The organism is Pseudomonas sp. MDT1-17 (genome assembly GCF_054898105.1).
The window spans coordinates 2,309,525-2,328,664 of sequence record NZ_JBUBVM010000001.1 but is presented as its reverse complement, the minus strand read 5'-3'; the positions used below and the strand labels follow the sequence as shown (position 1 = coordinate 2,328,664).

The following is a 19,140-nucleotide window of genomic DNA, read 5'->3' as shown; positions in this document are numbered from 1 at the left end:
CGCGAGCAGGCTCGCTCCCACATTGATTGGCGTCGCACATAAATTCAATGTTCACTGAAGACCCACTGTGGGAGCGAGCCTGCTCGCGAAGAGGCCGGCGCATCGTGCCCATAAACCATCAGACCAACGCCAATCCTACCAGCAGCGCCATCTCCAGCAATTCCAGCAACGCCCCCGCCGTATCGCCCGTCGTGCCGCCCAATCGCCGCAGCATCACTTGCCGCAGCCAGACAAATACCAACGCCGCCAACGCCACTGCCACCACGCCACTGAGGCCGGCAATCAGAACACAAACCAGCGCACTGACCGCCAACATCTGCTTGGCCGCCAAACGTGGCAGATGATCGGCCAGCGCTTGCCCCAACCCGCCGGCACGCACATAAGGCGTGGTCAGGAATAACCCCAGCATCGCGCTGCGCCCGATCAACGGAACGATGATCAGGACAACGCTGTGTTGCTGCTCGATCAACGCCAGCAACGCGGCGAATTTGAGCAGCAACACCAGCACCAGTGTCACGACCGCCATCGGCCCGCTGCGCGGGTCCTTCATGATCGTCAACGTACGCTCTCGATCGCCGAACCCACCGAGCCACGCATCGGCGCTATCGGCCAGGCCGTCCAGGTGCAAGGCACCACTGAGCAACACCCAAACGCTCAGCAACAACGCGGCATGAAGCAACAACGGAGTGCCGAACAACAGCCAGTTGAACGCCCACAAAATCCCGCCGAACAGCAGGCCGACCAGCGGATAAAACAGCAGCGACCGTCCCGACGCCTGCGGCGTCGGCATGCCCGGCAGACGAATCGGCAGACTGCTCAAAAATTGCAGGGCGATCCAGAACGGCAACATGGTCAGGTCGCTTCCCTTAACAACACGCCGGATTCGACCGACAGCGAAAACAACGCGCCATGCCCGACTTCGACGTTGAGCAACTGCTCACGAGGCAATCCCCGCGCCTGTGCCAGCAACAAACGCATGACCCCACCGTGACTGATCAGCAACACCCGCTCGCCGGCGTAGGCGGCATGCAAACGCTCAACGGCCGCCAACACCCGCGTCGAAAAATCCACGACCGGCTCACCCTGAGGCGGCGTAAATGAATAAGGGTCGGCCCAGAACACTCCCAGCGCCTCGGCATCGGTTTCCATCAGCGCCGCGGCGCTCTGCCCTTCCCAAGCGCCGAAGTGCAGCTCCTGCACGTCTTTATCCAACTGCACCGGCAAACCCAGTTGCGCGCCGAGTTCGTTGGCGAACCGCGCACAACGCTGCAGCGGCGAGCTGACCAAACGATCCCAAGGCCCCTGTTCGACTACCGCCGCGCGCATCTGCGCCCAGCCCTTGTCGGTCAGCGCATCGTCGAGGCTGCCGCGCAAGCCGCCGCCGAGTTCGGTTTCGCCGTGGCGCAGCAGGTCCAGACGCAAGGTCATGCCGGACGGTCCGCCACGGCGGCCTCGGCGAAGGTCGCCATCTGGCCATGAAGGTCGCACGCCAGACGCAACAACGGCACGGCCAACGTCGCGCCACTGCCCTCGCCCAGACGCAGGCCGAGGTCCAGCAGCGGTTCGGCTTTCAGGGTTTCCAGGACATGACGATGACCCGGCTCGGCGCCGCGATGACCAAACAACAGCCACTGACGGCATTCAGGATTCAATCGCACCGCCACCAATGCCGCGACGCTGCAAATGAAACCGTCCACCAGCACCGCGACGCCTTCCTGAGCACACGCCAGATACGCGCCGACCAGCGCAGCGATTTCAAAACCGCCGAGGTTGTACAGGGTTTGCAGCGCATCGCCACGCTGAGCGCTGTGCAGTGCCAAAGCGCGCTCGATAACTTGGGCTTTATGGCTGACACCCGCCGCATTCAAACCCGTGCCCGGCCCAGCCAGATGCACCACCGGGCAATCGAGCAAGGCACAGGCCAACGCGCTGGCCGCGGTGGTGTTGCCGATGCCCATCTCGCCACCGATAAACAACTGCGCACCCACCGCGATGGCGCGCTGCACGCTGTCGCGGCCGGCCTGCAAAGCGAGTTCGCCTTGAGCCGGCGTCATGGCCGAACCTTCGACGAAATTCGCTGTGCCCGGACCGATGTTCAAATGACGCACACCCGGCAAGTTCAACGACGGCGTCACCGTGCCGAGGTCGACCACTTCCAGGGAGGCCCCGAGTTGCCGCGCCAACACGCTGATCGCCGCTCCACCGCTGACAAAGTTGTGCAGCATCTGCCCGGTGACTTCCTGAGGAAATGCCGACACCCCTTCTGCGACCACGCCGTGGTCACCGGCAAAAATCGCGATCCACAGTTGATCGAGTCTCGGCTTGACCTGCCCCTGCAACCCGGCCAATTGCACGGCCACCGACTCAAGCCGACCGAGGGAGCCGGCCGGTTTGGTCAGCTGCTGTTGACGGGCCTCGGCCTGCTCGACCGCTTGAGCATCGATCAGCTTGCAGGGGTTCAGCCACCAGAATTGAGTCATAACGCAGTTCCTTTCAAAGTCAGGGGCAGGCCGGCGACGGTCAGGACGACTCGCTCACAGCGCTCGGCCAACGCTTGATGCAGCCAACCGGCTTCATCGACATAGCGGCGAGTCAATTCGCCCAGCGGCACGACACCCATTCCGGTCTCGTTGCTGACAAAAATGATTTCACCCGGCAGCGACGCCAGGCAGTCCAGCAACGCATCACGTTCGGCCGACAGACGCTCGGTGTCGTCGAGCATCAGCAGATTAGTCATCCACAACGTCAGGCAATCCACCAGCAGGCACCGATCGGCGCTGGCGGTTTCGCGCAGGACGCGGGCGAGCTCCACAGGCTCTTCGATCAACGCCCATTCGGCCGGACGACGGGCGCGGTGATGGGCGACCCGCTCGTTCATTTCACCGTCGAGCGGTTGACTGGTGGCGATGTACGTCACTGCCAGTGCGCTGTTGGAGGCGAGTTTTTCGGCCAGGCGACTTTTACCGGAACGGGCGCCGCCGAGGATCAGTTGGAGCATGGTTACATCCCTTCAATATTCGGTGAAGCGACTGCCGCCTTCGCGAGCAAGCCCGCTCCCACATTGGTCCTTCGGCGTTCACAAAACCCATGTGGGAGCGGGCTTGCTCGCGAAGAGGCCGGCACAGTCACCTCAAATCCCACAGAGCTGACGCAGCAGCGAGGTATCCAGATGCTTCTCCACCAGATCCGCCAGCCGCTCGATATCGCGCTCACGCAACGCGTGATAATCCACGTCCTGCACCGCCTGCAAACCGGCCCAGCGCAACAGCGCACTGCACGCCGCGGGCGATTCAAACAGCCCATGCAGATAGGTGCCGAAAATCTGCCCATCAACACTTTGCGCGCCATCACAGCGACCGTCATCCAACTGCACGGCGGCGTTTTCCAACGCCGGCCCGGTGGTTACGCCGGCATGAATTTCATAGCCGCTGACCGGCGCGTCTTCCAGCGCCAGACGCCCGCGCACATTGCGCAGTTGCTTCTCTTCTTCGAGCTGCGTTTCGAACGCCAGCAAACCCAAACCGGCGCTGGAACCCGGTGCGCCTTCGAGGCCCAGCGGGTCGTGTAACTGCTCGCCGAGCATTTGCAGGCCACCGCAGATGCCCAGCACTTTGCCGCCATAACGCAGATGACGACTGATCGCCGTGTCCCAGCCATTGGCCCGCAGATACGCGAGATCGCTGCGCACGCTTTTCGAGCCGGGGAGAATAATCAGGTCGGCCGGTGGAATCGTCTGGCCGGGGCCGATGAATTGCAGGTCCACCTGCGGGTGCAGGCGCAGCGGGTCAAAATCGGTGTGGTTGCTGATGCGCGGCAGTACCGGCACCAGCACTTTCAGCACCTGATCGGCCTTGTCGGTCTGACGCTGGTCGATGCCGTCCTCGGCTTCAAGGTGCAGGTCCATCACGTAAGGCAGCACGCCGACCACCGGTTTGCCGGTGCGTGCTTCCAGCCAGTCGAGGCCCGGTTGCAGCAAGGCGATGTCGCCGCGAAAACGGTTGATGATGAAGCCTTTGACCCGCGCCTGCTCGCTGGGCGACAGCAGTTCCAGGGTGCCCACCAGATGCGCGAAAACCCCGCCGCGATTGATGTCGGCGATCAGCACCACCGGGCAATCCACCGCCTCGGCAAAGCCCATATTGGCGATGTCGCCGGCGCGCAGATTGATCTCGGCCGGCGAGCCCGCGCCTTCGACCATGACCACCGGATACGCCGCACTCAACCGTTCATGAGAGGCCAGCACCGCTTGCATGGCGATGGTTTTGTAGTCGTGATAGGCAACAGCGTTCATCGTCGTGACCGCACGACCATGGATGATCACTTGGGCGCCGGTATCACTGTTGGGTTTGAGCAACACGGGATTCATGTCGGTGTGCGGCTCAAGGTTGGCGGCCTGAGCCTGCACCGCTTGCGCGCGACCGATCTCGCCACCGTCGGCGGTCACGGCACTGTTGAGCGCCATGTTCTGCGGCTTGAACGGCACGACGCTGACGCCCTGACGCGTGACCCAGCGGCACAACGCCGTCACCAGCGTGCTTTTACCGGCGTCAGAAGTGGTGCCCTGCACCATCAATGTAGTCATTGGCTTTCCTTGGCGTAGGCTTCGAACGCTTGCGCGAGACGTGTCCAGTCGGTTTCATCGGCGGGCAAGCCGAAACGCAGGCTGCTGTTGTGCGTGAACAAGCGCAGCAGAATGCCGCGCCGGGCCATGAACTCATGCAGCGCTTCGGCGCGTTCGGTGATCAGCCATTGAAACAAGGCGCAGCCGCCCAGGGGTTTGAAACCGTGCTGTTCAAGCAGCAGCGCCAGACGCTCACTGGCCACTTCAGCGCGAACCCGTTGTCGGGCATGCCCTTCGGTATCCAGCAGACAGGCCTGCCCCAGCACCCGAGTCGGCCCACTGACCGCCCACGGTCCCACTTGCTCGGCCAGCAATTTTAGCAACTTGCGCTCGGCCAGCACGAAACCCAGGCGCACACCGGCCAGACCGAAAAACTTGCCGAAGGAACGCAACACGATCAATCCGACCTGATGGGCAAAAGGTGCCAGGCTCAGCGGCGGCGTGTTGTCCATGAACGCCTCGTCCACCACCAGCCAGCCACCGCGCTGGGCCAGCCGCGAGTGCCAGTCCAGCAGCCGACTCCGTGTCAGGCTCAGGCCAGTAGGATTGTTCGGGTTGACCACCACCAGCACGTCGAGGCTGTCGAGGTAGAAGTCGACTTCCTGCTCCAGCACTTCACGCACGATGTAGCCGTTGCGTCGCCACGCTTCGGCGTGTTCGGCGTAACTCGGCGAGAGCACGCCGACCTTGCCCGCACGGCGCAAACGCGGCAGTAACTGGATCGCCATTTGCGAGCCGGCCACCGGCAGCACGTGAGCGGCGCCGTAATAATCACAGGCTGCCTTCTCCAGACCGTCATCGGTTTCCGGCAAACGCGCCCAGGCCCGCAACGGGATCTGCGGCACCGGAAACGGCCAAGGTGCGAGGCCGCTGGACAGGTCGAGCCAATCGGCTTCGGCGATGCCGTATTCGAGCGCCGCCTTGCGTAACCGACCACCGTGTTCAAGCATAGAATTCAGCCCCCACGCAGAGGATCAGCAACCATAACCATACCCCGCGCTGGACCAATTGCCAGCCACGGTCGATGGAATCGGCATCCGCCGGCACGCCTTCGCCCAGTTGTGGACGCTGATGCAATTCACCGTGATAAATCGCCGCCCCACCCAATTCGACGCCAAGCGCACCGGCACCGGCCGCCATCACCGGGCCGGCATTCGGACTGTCCCAGGTCGGGCCTTGGGTGCGCCAACACTTCAGAGCGAGTCGGGTTTTGCCCAGCAGCGCGTAGGTCAGCGCCACCAGGCGTGCAGGAATGTAGTTGAGGACGTCGTCGATCTTCGCCGCCGCCCAGCCGAAACGTTCGAAGCGTTCGTTGCGATAGCCCCACATCGCGTCGAGGGTGTTGCTCAAACGATAGAGCACCACGCCGGGTGCACCCGCCACGGCAAACCAGAACAACGCGGCAAACACCGCGTCGCTGCCATTCTCCAATACGGATTCGGTGGCGGCGCGGGCGACTTCGGTTTTATCCAGTTCGCTGGTCTGGCGACTCACCAGGTAACCGACACGTTTGCGCGCCTCGTCCAGATCATCGCTGCGCAGCGCCTTGGCCACCGGTTCGACGTGTTCACCGAGGCTGCGCAGGCCGAGGGCGCAGTACAGCGCCAGAATCTCGACCAGCCAACCGACATAAGGCGCCCAGGAAAATGCAGTCGCCAGCAACGTCAGCGGCAACACCGCGATCACCCAGGCGGTGACGCCGTGGCTACGCCAACCGCGACCGCCGGAGTTGAAACGTTGCTCGATGCGGTCGGCAAAACGGCCGAACGCCACCAGCGGATGCCAGCGTTTGGGTTCACCCAGCAGCGCATCCAGCGCAACCGCGGCGACACTCAACAACGCCACACTCATTGACTCACTCCCCAATAATTTTCGTACAGCAGTTCACTGAGCGGACGCGCCTGCGCCCAGCCTTCGAGTACCAGCATCGGCGCTGGATAGAATGCCTTGACCGGCCCCAGGCAAAGAACGGCCAAGGGCTTGGCACCGGCCGGCAAACCCAGCAGGTCTGCCAGGGCTTGCGGCTCGAACAGTGAGACCCAGCCCATGCCCAATCCTTCAGCGCGGGAGGCCAGCCAGAGGTTCTGGATCGCGCAGGACAACGAGGCCATGTCCATTTCCGGCAAGGTGCGACGGCCAAAGATATGGCGCTCGCGATCGTCCATGAGCGCGGCGACCAGCACCTCGGCGCAGTCGTTGATGCCTTCGACTTTCAGCTTCATGAATTCGTCGGTGCGCTCGCCGAGGGCTTCGGCGGTGCGGATGCGTTCCTCTTCCACCAGTGACTGGATCTTGCCGCGCAGGGCTCGATCGCTGATGCGGATGAACCGCCAGGGCTGCATCAGGCCGACACTCGGTGCCTGATGTGCGGTTTCGAGCAGGCGTCGTAACAACTCGGGCTCGACGGTGCCGCCGCTGAAGTGGCGCATGTCACGGCGTTCGGCAATTGCCCGATAAACCGCTTCGCGTTCAGCTTCGGAGAATGCGTAGTCAGTCATGGCCTCTTCGCGAGCAGGCTCGCTCCCACAGTGGACCGCGTTTCTTCAGCCAACCCACTTTCTACTGTGGGAGCGAGCCTGCTCGCGAAGGCGGCCTCAAGATCAGGCGCAAACAGTGCAGCAACCGCCGATGGATTGGACGGGAAATAGAAGTGTACATAAGAGGCGGTCATCCGCCCCTTACGATAAACCGCCTCCGCCCCGCGCCCGCCGTTAGGGCTCAGGCCCCGGGCAATCGGCTCCAATTCGGTGCTGGTCAACGAGTGGTGATAGGTGTGGCCGCGTAATAAGCCTTCCGGCAACTCGACTGCCTGCAACGCCAATGCGGCCAGACGCTTTTGCATCACCGCATCCCCCGCCAGCAAGCCGACCAATTCAGCGCGAGTGCCCTCGACATCGGTCAATGAATCGAGCAAATAGAGCATGCCGCCACACTCGGCCAACAACGGTTTACCCGCCGCATGGTGAGCACGGATTGCGCTCAGCATTGTGCTGTTCTGTGACAGTGCCACATGGTGCAATTCGGGATAACCGCCTGGCAGATAAAGGCTGTCTGCCTCCGGCAATTGCGCGTCACGGATCGGCGAGAAAAACAGCAATTCGGCCCCCATGGCGCGCAGCAGGTCGAGGCTTGCGCCGTAGGTGAAGGCAAACGCTTCGTCACGGGCCACGGCAATTCGCACACCGGCCAGCAACGGTTCGGCAGCGATCACATCAGGAGCCGCGAATTCCACCGCCGGTGGCAGCGCGACCTCGCAACTGCTGGCCAGTGCATCGGCCGCCGCATCGAGACGCAGATCGAGATCGTTCAACTCGCTGGCCTGAACCAGCCCGAGGTGTCGACTAGGCAATTCGATCCCGGTTTCCCGGGACAAGGCGCCGTACCAGCGCAAACCTTCAGTGAGGCTGCCTTCAAGCAATTGCGCATGACGCAGGGTGCCGACGCGGTTGGCCAGCACACCGGCAAACGGCAAATCCGGCTGATAGCGCGCCAACCCCAACGCCAGTGCGCCAAAGGTCTGGGCCATGGCGGTGCCGTCGATCACACCCAGCACCGGCACACCGAAATGCCGCGCCAGATCAGCGCTGGACGGCGTACCGTCAAACAACCCCATGACGCCTTCGATGAGAATCAGATCGGCTTCGCCGGCGGCTTCCCACAACAGACGACGACTTTCCTGCTCGCCGACCATCCACATGTCCAGTTGAAACACCGGCGCACCGCTGGCGCGCTCGAGAATCATCGGGTCGAGAAAGTCCGGGCCGCACTTGAACACACGAACTTTGCGCCCCTGCTTGTGATGCAAACGGGCCAGCGCGGCAGTGACGGTGGTCTTGCCCTGACCGGAGGCCGGCGCGGCAATCAGCACCGCCGGGCAGTGACGGCTGATTTTCATAAAGTAGTATTCACAGCTCGACGCCTTTTTGCGCTTTGATCCCGGCCTGGAACGCGTGCTTGATCACGCCCATTTCGGTGACCGTGTCGGCCAGTTCGATCATTTCAGGTTTGGCGCCGCGACCGGTGACCACCACATGCTGCATCGGCGGACGCGCCTGCAAATCGCTGAGCACCTGATCCAGATCGAGGTAACCGTGCTTGAGCGCAATGTTCAACTCATCCAGCACCACCAAGCCAATCGACGGATCACGCAGCAATTCGCGGGACACCGCCCACGCCGCTTCAGCGGCGGCGATGTCTCGCTGGCGATCCTGGGTTTCCCAGGTGAAGCCCTCGCCCATCACATGAAAACGCACCTGTTCCGGGAAGCGCCGGAAGAACAGTTCTTCGCCGGTGCTGTTGCGCCCCTTGATGAACTGCACCACGCCACACTGCATGCCGTGGCCCATGGACCGGGCGAGCATGCCGAAGGCCGAACTGCTTTTGCCTTTGCCGTTGCCGGTCAGCACCAGCAGCAGGCCGCATTCATTCGGGGAGTTGGCGATGCGTTCGTCGATCACGGCTTTTTTGCGCAGCATGCGCGCCAGATGACGTTCGTCACGATCGGGGGTATCAGTCATGGGGAGCTCTCCGTTGAGGCTGGATAACGGCGGGCAGGCACAAGAATAGACGGCAAAAAGCCTGGCATCGCCCACCGTGATGCCGCTGGATGGATCAGGCCGGTCTCCGGGCTCATGAGCGGCGATTCGCCTGACTGCGCGCCTTCCCATGTCGACAGTCGACACAGTGGCTCAAGGCGCAGTCTTCACTCATTTACCGTTGCGGGGGCAGCGCCGGGATCGTGAGCCTTCATCAATTGAAGAGATCGCTCACCGGCTTCCCTGTTTCACTCTGTCGACCAAGGTCACAGAGCACCTGAAACAAGCCGCGAAGGTTAGAGGGTTGGGGATGGAGCGTCAATTGAAGACGGGCGGCCTGCGAGCGAATAACTGCCGTCGATCAATTATCTGACGCCAATCTTGTGCCACACTCCCAGCAGTGATATCAAAGAGCCACAACCTCACAACACAATAACAAGGGTGAGCCCCATGCAAGGCATGATCATCAGCAATCCGAAGCTGGAATTCCTGCGCCCGGTGCTGGAACGCTGGTTTGACTGTATCGACCGCTACAACGCCGTGCGCGGCGATAACGACACGCCTTACTGGTTCGACGAAAAAGCCAACCTGAGCCTGCTGTCCACCGCTGCGTGGATGGCGGAAATGGTGACGCTGCAACAAGCACCGACCCGCAAACAGACCGAAGAAGGCGAACGCAATGGCCGCGCCGATCTGTTTATCGCGACCAGCGAAGAACGCGCTTACCTTCAGGCGACCCAGCGCTGGCCACGCGTCAACGGCCTGAACCTGACTCAAGCATTGCAGGACATCACCAGCGACGCCAAGCGCATCAGCTACGCCAGCGACCTGAAACTCGGCTGCCTGTTCGTTGCGCCGCAAAAAGCCCAACAAAGCGCTACTCCGGAAGAACTCCAGGACATGGTCGACGACCTGCAAAAGGAACACACCTGCGCGGTGGCCTGGTATTTCCCCTACGCCTATCGCAAGTTGCGCAACGAAGCCGGCAACTACCACCCCGGCATCGCCGTGCTGTTCAAGGAAGCCCGCGGCTGACCGGTTGAACCATCGCGCACCTGCGCTTCTCTATTGATTAGGTCAATGCATTCATAGGGAAGATCAGCATGCGCAAGCCCCAGCTCGCTCTCGTCATCGTGCTCGCCGGAGGGCTTGCCGCCTGTGGTGAAACCTCCAGGCTGCAAATTTCCGACGGCACCGGCCCGTCACCCAAGCTGCCAGAACCCAACAAAACCCTGATCCCGACGGTGAACATCGCCCCGGCGATCGGCTGGCCGGACGGCACTAAACCCACTGCCGCAGCGGGCACCCAAGTGTCGGCATTTGCCGAAGGCCTCGATCACCCGCGCTGGCTCTACGTGCTGCCCAACGGCGACGTGCTGGTGGCCGAAACCAACGCGCCGCCGAAACCCGATGATGGCAAAGGCGTTAAAGGCTGGGTCATGAAAAAAGTCATGGGCCGTGCCGGCGCAGCAGTCCCCAGCCCGAATCGCATCACGCTGCTGCGGGACAAGGACCACGACGGCATCGCCGAGACCCGCACGGTGTTTCTGGAAAACCTCAACTCGCCCTTCGGCATGACCCTGGTCGGCAATGACCTGTACGTCGCCGACACGGACCGCTTGCTGCGCTTCCACTATGAAAACGGCGAGACGGCGATCAAGTCACAGCCAATGAAGGTGATCGACCTGCCGGGCGGTACGCTGAATCACCACTGGACCAAAAACGTCATCGCCAGCAAGGACGGCAGCAAGCTGTACGTCACGGTGGGCTCCAACAGCAACGTGGCCGAAAACGGCATGGACAAGGAAGAAGGTCGCGCGGCGATCTGGGAAGTGGATCGTGCCACCGGCAACCATCGGATCTTTGCCTCGGGGATTCGTAATCCAAACGGTCTGGCCTGGGAACCTCAGAGCGGCGCACTGTGGACGGCGGTCAACGAGCGCGACGAAATCGGCAGCGACCTGGTGCCGGACTACATCACTTCAGTGAAAGACGGCGGGTTCTACGGCTGGCCTTACAGTTATTACGGTCAGCACGTCGACATTCGCGTCGAGCCGCAAAACCCCGACCTGGTGGCCAAGGCCATTGCTCCGGACTACGCGGTCGGCCCGCATACCGCCTCGCTGGGCCTGACGTTCGCTGAAGGCAACACGCTGCCGGCGCAGTTCAAGGAAGGCGCATTCATCGGCCAGCATGGCTCGTGGAATCGTAAGCCGCACAGTGGCTACAAAGTGATTTTCGTACCGTTCAGCGCAGGGAAACCCACCGGGCAGCCGGTTGATGTGCTCACCGGCTTCCTCAACGCAGATGAGAAAGCCATGGGCCGGCCAGTGGGCGTGGTGATTGATCAGCAGGGTGATTTGTTGGTGGCGGATGATGTGGGGAATAAGGTGTGGCGTGTGTCTGCAACTAAATAAACGCACACACATAACCTGTGGGAGCGACGGTGCGACGATTCGACCTGCTCGCGAAAGCGTTTGATCGGGCAACAAAGATATTGAATGTGCCGACCCCTTCGCGAGCAGGCTCGCTCCCACAGGGATTTAGCGTTTACGACAGAGCGTCAATCCATCGCCCAACGGCAACAACGACAGATCCACACGCGAGTCATCCTTCAAGGCGCGATTGAGCGCCTGGATGGCTCGGGTGTCTTCGCTCTCGGGATGGTCTTCAAGCACCCGTCCGCTCCACAGCGTGTTATCAAACACCGCCAGACCGCCGACGCGCAGCAGACGCAACGCGTGCTCCAGGTAGCGTGGATAGTTGGCCTTGTCAGCATCGATGAAGATCAGGTCGAACTGCTCTTGTTGATCCAGCTGAGTCAGGGTTTCCAGCGCGGGCGCCAGACGCAGATCAATCCGCTCGGCAAGCCCCGCCTCCTGCCAGTAACGACGTGCGATGGCGTTGTAGTCGCCGGGTATGTCACAGCAGATCAGCGAGCCGTCATCCGGTAATGCAGCTGCCATACACAAAGCGCTGTAACCGGTGAAGGTGCCGACTTCCAGCAGACGCTTGGCGCCGGTGAGTTTCACCAATAGTGCAAGAAACTGGCCCTGTTCCGGCGCCACTTGCCAGCGAGCCATCGGCAGCGCCTGAGTTTCGTCCCGCAAACGCTTGAGCAGCGGCGTTTCGCGCAGGGAAACATCGAGCAGGTATTGATACAGGGAATCGTCGAGATTGAGTGTGCGAGCGGTCATGACAACCTCTGCAATCTAGGGGTTGCGAGCCAAGTGTTCAGGTTGCAAGACGCGCTTGGCACTCAGATAGGCTTTCTGCCAGTAAGCTTTGGACAAGCTGTCGAGCTTCACCGTGCCGCCGGTGGCGGGCGCATGGACGAAGCGACCTTCGCCGACGTAGATCCCGGCGTGGCTGACCTGGGAACCGCCATTGGTAGCGAAGAAGATCAGGTCGCCGGTTTGCAGACCTTCCTTGCCCACGCTGGACGCTTGCATGCTGATCATCTCGCGGGTGGTACGCGGCAGGGAAATGCCGGCGACGTCACGATAGACGTAACCGATCAGCCCGCTGCAATCGAATCCCGAATCCGGCGTGTTGCCACCCCAGCGATACGGCGTGCCCACCAGGCCGAGCGCGCGGAACAACACGTCTTCTGCCTCAGGGGAGAATGCTTGGGAGGAACTGAAAATAATGGGCGAGCGAACCACCGGCGCAGGTGGCGGTGTTCGGCTGGCGCAGGCGCTGAGCAGCGCTGCGAAGAACATGATTGCGAGGCGGGCCGACGTCGACATAAGCAGAACATCCTGATCTGGCTGCGGCTTTTTCTGCAGGGGGCGCAGAAAAGAAAACCGCCTGCGCAGGACGCAGGCGGTTTGCCATCAATAATAGATCTGGATTCTAGCTGCTACGGGGCAAACTTCAAGTAAGACTTTAAGTTCACCTTACAAAATGTCCGCTTACTTGCGTGCCGTGACGATCGTCGGGGCTGCAGCCGGCGCCATCGCGAGTGCGCGCTTGGCTTCGATGAAGGTTTTGCTCCAGTAGCTGTCGCCCAGACTATCGATCCGGACACCACCGCTGCGGCGGCTGCTGGAATGGATGAACTGGTTGTCACCCAGGTAGATCCCGGCGTGACTGACGCGACCGCGACGGCCATTGGTGGCGAAAAACAGCAAGTCGCCAGGCTCCAGTTTGCTGCGCGAAACCAACGGAGCGTCCACGTTGATCATTTCGCGAGTGGAGCGTGGCAGGTTCAGGCCGGCTTCTTCACGAAACAGGTAACCGATGAAGCCGCTGCAATCAAAGCCAGCTTCGGAGGTGCCGCCGAAACGGTAACGGGTACCGATCAGGGACATGCCGCGTTCGAGGATGCTGTCGGCCAGAACCGGAAGCTGGTACGACTTGCCGCCGGCGAAGTCTGCCAATTCTTTTTCGGCGGCCGCCTCTTCCTGTTCAAGCGCTTGCTGATAAAGAACGGAAGATTGGGCGGTAACAGAATTTTTAGCCTGCTGTTGCTGCTCTTGCTGGGACACTGGAGAGTGAGCAGCGCAACCGAACAACAGGGTAACGAGTGCGAGGGGCACGAGGGGTGCAAAGCGATTTAGCATGGGCACGACCGTGGCTGATAGTTCTAAAGAAGGCGAGACTATGCCCACTATCAACCTCATTTGCAAATTCAATCGATGTTGATGTGACTTATCGGTTTCTCGTTTACATCTAAGCGCTTAAGCCCGTTTTAGACGTTCGCGCAGCCTGCAACCCTGCAGGAAAGCGCAATTCTTGACGCCTGAAATATGCCAAAACCCGCGGCAGGCTTGGGTTTCACCAGCCTAAGGTTTCTTTCAGGAAGGGGATCGTCAGCTTGCGCTGAGCTTGAAGGGAGGCCTGATCGAGACGTTCAAGCAGCTCGAAAAGCGCGCTCATGCTGCGCGTACCGCGGGTCAAAATGAAATGCCCGACTTCATCGGTCAGGTGCAAACCGCGACGGGATGCACGCAGTTGCAAGGCACGCAATTTGTCTTCATCGGAGAGCGGACGCATCTGAAAGATCAACGCCAACGTCAGACGGGATTTGAGGTCCGCCAGCTTCACCGGCAATTCCCGCGGGGATGTCGAAGCGGCGATCAGCAGCCGTCGACCGCTGTCACGCAGACGATTGAACAGATGGAACAGCGCCTCTTCCCAATCCGCCCGACCGGCTACCGCCTGCAAATCATCCAGGCAGACCAGTTCGTACTGTTCGAGGTTGTCGAGGATGGCGATGCCACGATCAAGCAGCTCGGCCAACGGCAAATACACTGCTGGCTCCCCCAGTTGTTCGAAGCGCAGGCAAGCCGCCTGTAACAAGTGCGTACGCCCTACCCCGTCCTTGCCCCAGAGATAAATCAGGCTTTCGGTCCAGCCGGCGTCGGCTTCGCATAGCCGCTCGACATAGCCGAGTGCAGCGGCATTGGCGCCTGGATAGTAATTGATAAAGGTAGCGTCATCACGCAGACGCACACCTAGGGGCAGCTGAATCGGTTTCATGCTGACTGAACAGTTCCAAAGGAACCGTTAGTGGCCTCTGTGTAAAGTTTGCGAAGTTTATACCCGTCAAGCTGGCCGCACAATGCGACAGACCACAAGCAAAATCAAAGGTTTGCGTTAACACACTGGTTTTATGACAGTTTCTTTGGCGGCGCATGTGACCGCCGCGCGAGGCATTTGGGTCAACCTGGCGATGAACCAGGCTGCCCGCGACGGGTGATCAGAGCCCGTTAAAGCTCGGGTTCATCAACACCGCTGTAGATATCAGAGTCCTTGTACAAATCATGCACATGGCGCACCAGCACCATGATCACCGCCGCCACCGGCAGTGCCAGCAGTACACCGGTAAAACCGAACAGCTCCCCCCCTGCCAGAATCGCGAAGATCACCGCCACCGGGTGCAGACCAATCCGGTCTCCCACCAGCAATGGCGTTAGCACCATGCCTTCCAGCGCTTGCCCGACCATGAACACCGCGACGATACCGATCATGGGGTACAGATCGCCACCAAACTGAAACAAGCCGGCTATCAAGGCCGCGCCAATCCCGATGACAAACCCCATGTACGGCACGATCGCCGCCAGACCGGCAATCAAACCGATCAACAGCCCCAATTCCAGCCCCACCAGCATCAGGCCCGCCGCGTAGATGACGCCCAACGCCACCATCACCAGCAACTGACCGCGCACGAACGCACCCAACACTTCATGGCATTCGCCCGCCAGGATCACAACGCGCTCTTCGCGATCACGGGGCAGCAGGCTGCGGATCTTGGCCATCATCAGGTCCCAGTCTCGCAGCAGATAGAAGGCCACCACCGGGATCAGCACCAGATTCGCCAGCAAGCCAATCAATGCAAGGCCGGAAGCCGTTGCCTGACTCAGCACCACACCGACAATGTCGGTGGTCTGGCCCATGTGCTCGCTGATCGCAGCCTTGAGTTTGTCGAATTTCCAGAAGCCATCCGACAACCCGAACTTCGATTGCGCCCACGGCAGCGCGGTGTTCTGCAACCAATCGAGCATCTGCGGCGCCAGTTCGTACAAGCGAAACAGCTGCTTGGCGAGCATCGGCACCAACACCAGCAGCAATGTCGTGAAGATCAAGGTAATCAGCGCAAACACCGCTACCACGCCCCAAGTGCGAGACAGCCCGGCCTTCTCCAGCCGATCCACCAACGGATCGAACAGATAAGCCAATAGCAGCGCCACCAGAAACGGCGTCAGGATCGGATGCAACAGCCAGACAAACGCGCAGAGCAGGACAACCCCACCCAACCAGAACCAACGCCGCGTATCGGCCATGTACAACTCCCTATGCATCTATATAAAGAAAGAAAACCTTACCAACGGAATCGCAGCTGCGGCACCGGCGCCGGAGTGGGCGCCACCACCGGTACCGAACCCTCGGCCGGCTGAACCGGTGCGACCGGCGCCGGCGCTTCACCGGCCGGAACCTCCTGCAACTTCGCCAGTGACAACTGCGAGCGCAACTGCTCCGCGCTGCCATTGACCCGGTAGAGAATCCGGTCGCCGTCGACACTTTGCAGGCGCGCACCAAACGGCTCCAGCAAGCGCCCAAGTGCCGCGTAGCGCTCCAGGTTCATGCTCTGCACTTCGAGCAATTGTTCGCCCGAAGCACCTGGCTTGACCACAAAACGAGGTGCCAGCCGTTGACTGACCGCCAGCATCACCGCATCAGCCACCGCGGCCTGATCCGCGCCCTGAACACTGCCAGCCTCCTTCTTGTCGCCCAGCCACAACTGCCACTTGGCTTGCCACTGGCCGCCCTCTTCACGGGCATGCACCGCGAGCAAAGCGTCAGCGTTGTAACGCTCCGACGCCCCGCGCAGTGGCGCTGCGTCCGCACCTTCCAGATTCAGTGCAGTGGCGACAATCTGCTCATTCAGATCGGCCAGCGGCAGGCGCAGCGGCAGACCACGGTGTTGCGCCGCTCGACGCAGCGGTGCAGCGCTGGCCTGGCCATCGCCCACCAGGCTCGAACCCTCGGTGGAATCGTTCAACCACCAGCTGAGGATCGATGGCCGGTTCGCCCCCCACAGAGACAGCCCGGCACGGCGCAACGCTTGCTCGGTGGTGGCCGGATCGAAATCGACCTTCAGCACTTCCGGTGGGCCCGAATCAAAGCCGTACTGACTGATGATCTGCTGCGGGTCCTTGCGCAGTGCCGCCAACCCCGGGCTTTGCGCAGCCTTGGGATCACCGGTCAGACGCAGCACCAACGTATCCAACGCTTGCTGGGTCGCCTGATCGCGCACCTCCGGGGTTTGACCACTGACAGGTTGACGCACCTGATACAAGCTTTTGACGGTCTCGGCATGACTCGCCAGGCTGAACACTGACAAACAGCCCGCAAACAAAAATCTAGAAAAAAAACGCATGGAGGATTCCTGACGACAAGAGCGGCTGGAACAGGCCGCGTGAACCAGATTGAGCAAGGCTGTGACCACGCCCCCAAGCAAAACATTCACCCGACCCCGGTAAGTTTTTGCACAGTCCTAACGATAGACGGTTAATAGCGATACCTTATACAGCCATGAAGGAAGCGACCAACACGGGCCATATAAGTTTTTTTAAGCTGATATGCCCCTGCCGTCGGCCTGAGGATGGCCGCTGCCCCTCAAGCCTGATAAAATCGCGCGCCTTCGCAGACCGGCAACAGCCGGGCAGTGTCGGAATAGCGCGCTAGGCTCTCGCCTACGCCGTTTCGGCGGCCCCACTGGACTCGGTCGTTACCCCTGAATCCCCCCTAAAGGCCTGGATCATGAGCAAGCAACCCTCCCTGAGCTACAAGGACGCCGGTGTAGACATCGACGCCGGTGAAGCATTGGTCGAACGCATCAAGAGCGTCGCCAAGCGCACTGCGCGCCCGGAAGTCATGGGCGGCCTGGGCGGTTTCGGCGCCCTCTGCGAAATCCCGGCCGGCTACAAGCAGCCCGTACTGGTTTCCGGCACCGACGGCGTTGGCACCAAGCTGCGTCTGGCGCTGAACCTGAACAAACACGACAGCATCGGCATCGACCTCGTTGCCATGTGCGTGAATGACCTGGTGGTCTGCGGCGCCGAGCCGCTGTTCTTCCTCGACTACTACGCCACCGGCAAACTCAACGTCGAAACCGCGACCCAGGTCGTGACCGGCATTGGTGCTGGCTGCGAACTGTCCGGCTGCTCCCTGGTAGGCGGCGAAACCGCTGAAATGCCGGGCATGTACGAAGGCGAAGACTACGACCTGGCCGGCTTCTGCGTCGGCGTCGTGGAAAAATCCGAAATCATCGACGGTTCGAAAGTCGCTGCCGGCGATGCCCTGCTCGCCCTGCCTTCTTCCGGCCCGCACTCCAACGGCTACTCGCTGATCCGCAAAATCATCGAAGTGTCCGGTGCCGACATCGAAAACATCCAGCTCGACGGCAAACCACTGACCGACCTGCTGATGGCCCCGACCCGTATCTACGTGAAGCCGCTGCTCAAGCTGATCAAGGAAACCGGCGCCGTCAAAGCCATGGCCCACATCACCGGTGGTGGCCTGCTGGACAACATCCCGCGCGTTCTGCCAAAAGGCGCACAAGCGGTGGTTGACGTCGCGAGCTGGACCCGTCCTGCCGTGTTCGACTGGCTGCAAGAGAAAGGCAACGTCGACGAAAACGAAATGCACCGCGTGCTGAACTGCGGCGTGGGCATGGTCATCTGCGTCGCTCAAGAGCACGTTGAAACCGCCCTGAACGTCCTGCGCGAAGCCGGCGAGCAGCCTTGGGTCATCGGTCAGATTTCCACCGCTGCCGAAGGCGCGGCTCAGGTCGAACTGAAGAACCTCAAGGCTCATTAATGTCTGTCACCTGTGATGTGGTGGTGCTGCTCTCCGGCACCGGCAGTAACTTGCAGGCCTTGATCGACAGCACGCGGACCGGCGACAGCCCGGCCCGCATCGCTGCGGTGATTTCCAACCGCGCCGACGCCTACGGCCTGCAACGCGCCAGGGATGCGGGTATCGATACCCGCACCCTGGATCACAAGGCTTTCGAAGGCCGCGAAGCCTTCGATGCCGCGCTGATCGAACTGATCGACGCGTTCAATCCAAAACTCGTGGTCCTGGCCGGTTTCATGCGCATCCTCAGCGCTGACTTCGTTCGCCACTACGCGGGTCGCCTGCTCAACATCCACCCCTCGCTGCTGCCCAAATACAAAGGGTTACACACTCATCAGCGCGCGCTGGAAGCCGGCGACACCGAGCACGGCTGCTCCGTACACTTCGTCACCGAGGAACTCGATGGCGGTCCACTGGTCGTACAGGCAGTAATACCGGTAGAGTTGCACGATTCGCCGCAGAGTCTGGCGCAGCGAGTTCATACCCAGGAACACCTGATCTACCCGCTGGCTGTACGCTGGTTTGCCGAAGGTCGTTTATCACTCGGCGAGCAAGGTGCTTTACTGGATGGAAAGTTACTCGCGGCCAGCGGCCACTTGATTCGAACCTAGGAGATTT

General features: G+C 61.2%; 20 protein-coding genes and 1 riboswitch. Of the genes, 4 read left to right on the top strand and 16 right to left on the bottom strand.

Going from position 1 to position 19,140, the window contains the following annotated elements:
- Positions 1–118: 118 nt before the first annotated feature.
- The 10 genes from ACYZTX_RS10820 to cobO all read right to left on the bottom strand — a co-directional run bounded on the left by ACYZTX_RS10820 (position 119) and on the right by cobO (position 9,138).
- Positions 119–850, bottom strand: a complete 732-nt coding sequence (locus ACYZTX_RS10820) for an adenosylcobinamide-GDP ribazoletransferase (protein WP_462034045.1) — start codon at positions 848–850, stop codon at positions 119–121.
- 2 nt (positions 851–852) lie between these two features.
- The gene (cobC, locus tag ACYZTX_RS10815) at positions 853–1,428 is read right to left on the bottom strand and encodes an alpha-ribazole phosphatase family protein (RefSeq protein WP_462034044.1); all 576 of its coding nucleotides are present in this window, start codon (positions 1,426–1,428) and stop codon (positions 853–855) included.
- Complete coding sequence (gene cobT, locus ACYZTX_RS10810; protein ID WP_462034043.1) at positions 1,425–2,480, bottom strand: nicotinate-nucleotide--dimethylbenzimidazole phosphoribosyltransferase; 1,056 nt, start codon at positions 2,478–2,480, stop codon at positions 1,425–1,427. The genes cobC and cobT overlap by 4 nt, the downstream gene beginning before the upstream one ends.
- Positions 2,477–2,998 (bottom strand): bifunctional adenosylcobinamide kinase/adenosylcobinamide-phosphate guanylyltransferase, encoded by a 522-nt coding sequence (gene cobU / locus ACYZTX_RS10805; RefSeq protein ID WP_462034042.1) that lies wholly within the window; start codon positions 2,996–2,998, stop codon positions 2,477–2,479. The genes cobT and cobU overlap by 4 nt, the downstream gene beginning before the upstream one ends.
- 132 nt (positions 2,999–3,130) lie before the next feature.
- A complete protein-coding gene (locus tag ACYZTX_RS10800) occupies positions 3,131–4,582 on the bottom strand; it encodes a cobyric acid synthase (RefSeq protein ID WP_462034041.1) in 1,452 nt (483 codons plus the stop codon).
- Positions 4,579–5,571, bottom strand: coding sequence for a threonine-phosphate decarboxylase CobD (cobD, locus tag ACYZTX_RS10795; protein WP_462034040.1), 993 nt, complete (start codon positions 5,569–5,571; stop codon positions 4,579–4,581). The genes ACYZTX_RS10800 and cobD overlap by 4 nt, the downstream gene beginning before the upstream one ends.
- The gene (gene cbiB, locus ACYZTX_RS10790) at positions 5,564–6,472 is read right to left on the bottom strand and encodes an adenosylcobinamide-phosphate synthase CbiB (RefSeq protein WP_462034039.1); all 909 of its coding nucleotides are present in this window, start codon (positions 6,470–6,472) and stop codon (positions 5,564–5,566) included. The genes cobD and cbiB overlap by 8 nt, the downstream gene beginning before the upstream one ends.
- On the bottom strand, positions 6,469–7,119 hold the full coding sequence (gene bluB, locus ACYZTX_RS10785) for a 5,6-dimethylbenzimidazole synthase (RefSeq protein ID WP_462034038.1): 651 nt from the start codon (positions 7,117–7,119) through the stop codon (positions 6,469–6,471). The genes cbiB and bluB overlap by 4 nt, the downstream gene beginning before the upstream one ends.
- Positions 7,116–8,516, bottom strand: a complete 1,401-nt coding sequence (locus tag ACYZTX_RS10780) for a cobyrinate a,c-diamide synthase (protein ID WP_462034037.1) — start codon at positions 8,514–8,516, stop codon at positions 7,116–7,118. Before ACYZTX_RS10780 ends, bluB begins: the two co-directional genes overlap by 4 nt.
- Before the next feature lie 10 nt (positions 8,517–8,526).
- Entirely contained in the window at positions 8,527–9,138 is a 612-nt protein-coding gene (cobO, locus tag ACYZTX_RS10775; protein ID WP_074874701.1) for a cob(I)yrinic acid a,c-diamide adenosyltransferase, read from the bottom strand.
- An 80-nt stretch (positions 9,139–9,218) separates the two neighbouring features.
- Positions 9,219–9,452, bottom strand: a riboswitch (cobalamin riboswitch).
- Between the two features lie 154 nt (positions 9,453–9,606).
- Here cobO and ACYZTX_RS10770 point away from each other — a divergent pair.
- Positions 9,607–10,191, top strand: a complete 585-nt coding sequence (locus tag ACYZTX_RS10770) for a hypothetical protein (RefSeq protein ID WP_462034036.1) — start codon at positions 9,607–9,609, stop codon at positions 10,189–10,191.
- Positions 10,192–10,259: 68 nt separating this feature from the next.
- On the top strand, positions 10,260–11,573 hold the full coding sequence (locus ACYZTX_RS10765) for a PQQ-dependent sugar dehydrogenase (RefSeq protein WP_462034035.1): 1,314 nt from the start codon (positions 10,260–10,262) through the stop codon (positions 11,571–11,573).
- A 126-nt stretch (positions 11,574–11,699) separates the two neighbouring features.
- Here ACYZTX_RS10765 and ACYZTX_RS10760 read toward each other — a convergent pair whose 3' ends face one another.
- From ACYZTX_RS10760 to ACYZTX_RS10735, 6 genes are all read right to left on the bottom strand, one after another.
- Positions 11,700–12,353, bottom strand: coding sequence for an O-methyltransferase (locus tag ACYZTX_RS10760; protein ID WP_462034034.1), 654 nt, complete (start codon positions 12,351–12,353; stop codon positions 11,700–11,702).
- Positions 12,354–12,368: 15 nt separating this feature from the next.
- A complete protein-coding gene (locus ACYZTX_RS10755; RefSeq protein WP_462034033.1) occupies positions 12,369–12,905 on the bottom strand; it encodes a C40 family peptidase in 537 nt (178 codons plus the stop codon).
- A gap of 165 nt (positions 12,906–13,070) precedes the next feature.
- Positions 13,071–13,721, bottom strand: a complete 651-nt coding sequence (locus tag ACYZTX_RS10750) for a C40 family peptidase (RefSeq protein ID WP_462034032.1) — start codon at positions 13,719–13,721, stop codon at positions 13,071–13,073.
- 214 nt (positions 13,722–13,935) lie between these two features.
- The gene (hda, locus tag ACYZTX_RS10745) at positions 13,936–14,640 is read right to left on the bottom strand and encodes a DnaA regulatory inactivator Hda (protein ID WP_008148645.1); all 705 of its coding nucleotides are present in this window, start codon (positions 14,638–14,640) and stop codon (positions 13,936–13,938) included.
- Positions 14,641–14,870: 230 nt separating this feature from the next.
- On the bottom strand, positions 14,871–15,944 hold the full coding sequence (locus ACYZTX_RS10740) for an AI-2E family transporter (RefSeq protein WP_462034031.1): 1,074 nt from the start codon (positions 15,942–15,944) through the stop codon (positions 14,871–14,873).
- 38 nt (positions 15,945–15,982) lie between these two features.
- Entirely contained in the window at positions 15,983–17,041 is a 1,059-nt protein-coding gene (locus ACYZTX_RS10735) for a DUF2066 domain-containing protein (RefSeq protein ID WP_462034030.1), read from the bottom strand.
- A 383-nt stretch (positions 17,042–17,424) separates the two neighbouring features.
- Here ACYZTX_RS10735 and purM point away from each other — a divergent pair, with 383 nt between their 5' ends.
- Together purM and purN are read left to right on the top strand one after the other, a co-directional pair.
- Positions 17,425–18,483, top strand: coding sequence for a phosphoribosylformylglycinamidine cyclo-ligase (purM, locus tag ACYZTX_RS10730; protein WP_008148639.1), 1,059 nt, complete (start codon positions 17,425–17,427; stop codon positions 18,481–18,483).
- A complete protein-coding gene (purN, locus tag ACYZTX_RS10725; RefSeq protein WP_462034029.1) occupies positions 18,483–19,133 on the top strand; it encodes a phosphoribosylglycinamide formyltransferase in 651 nt (216 codons plus the stop codon). Before purM ends, purN begins: the two co-directional genes overlap by 1 nt.
- Positions 19,134–19,140 lie beyond the last annotated feature (7 nt).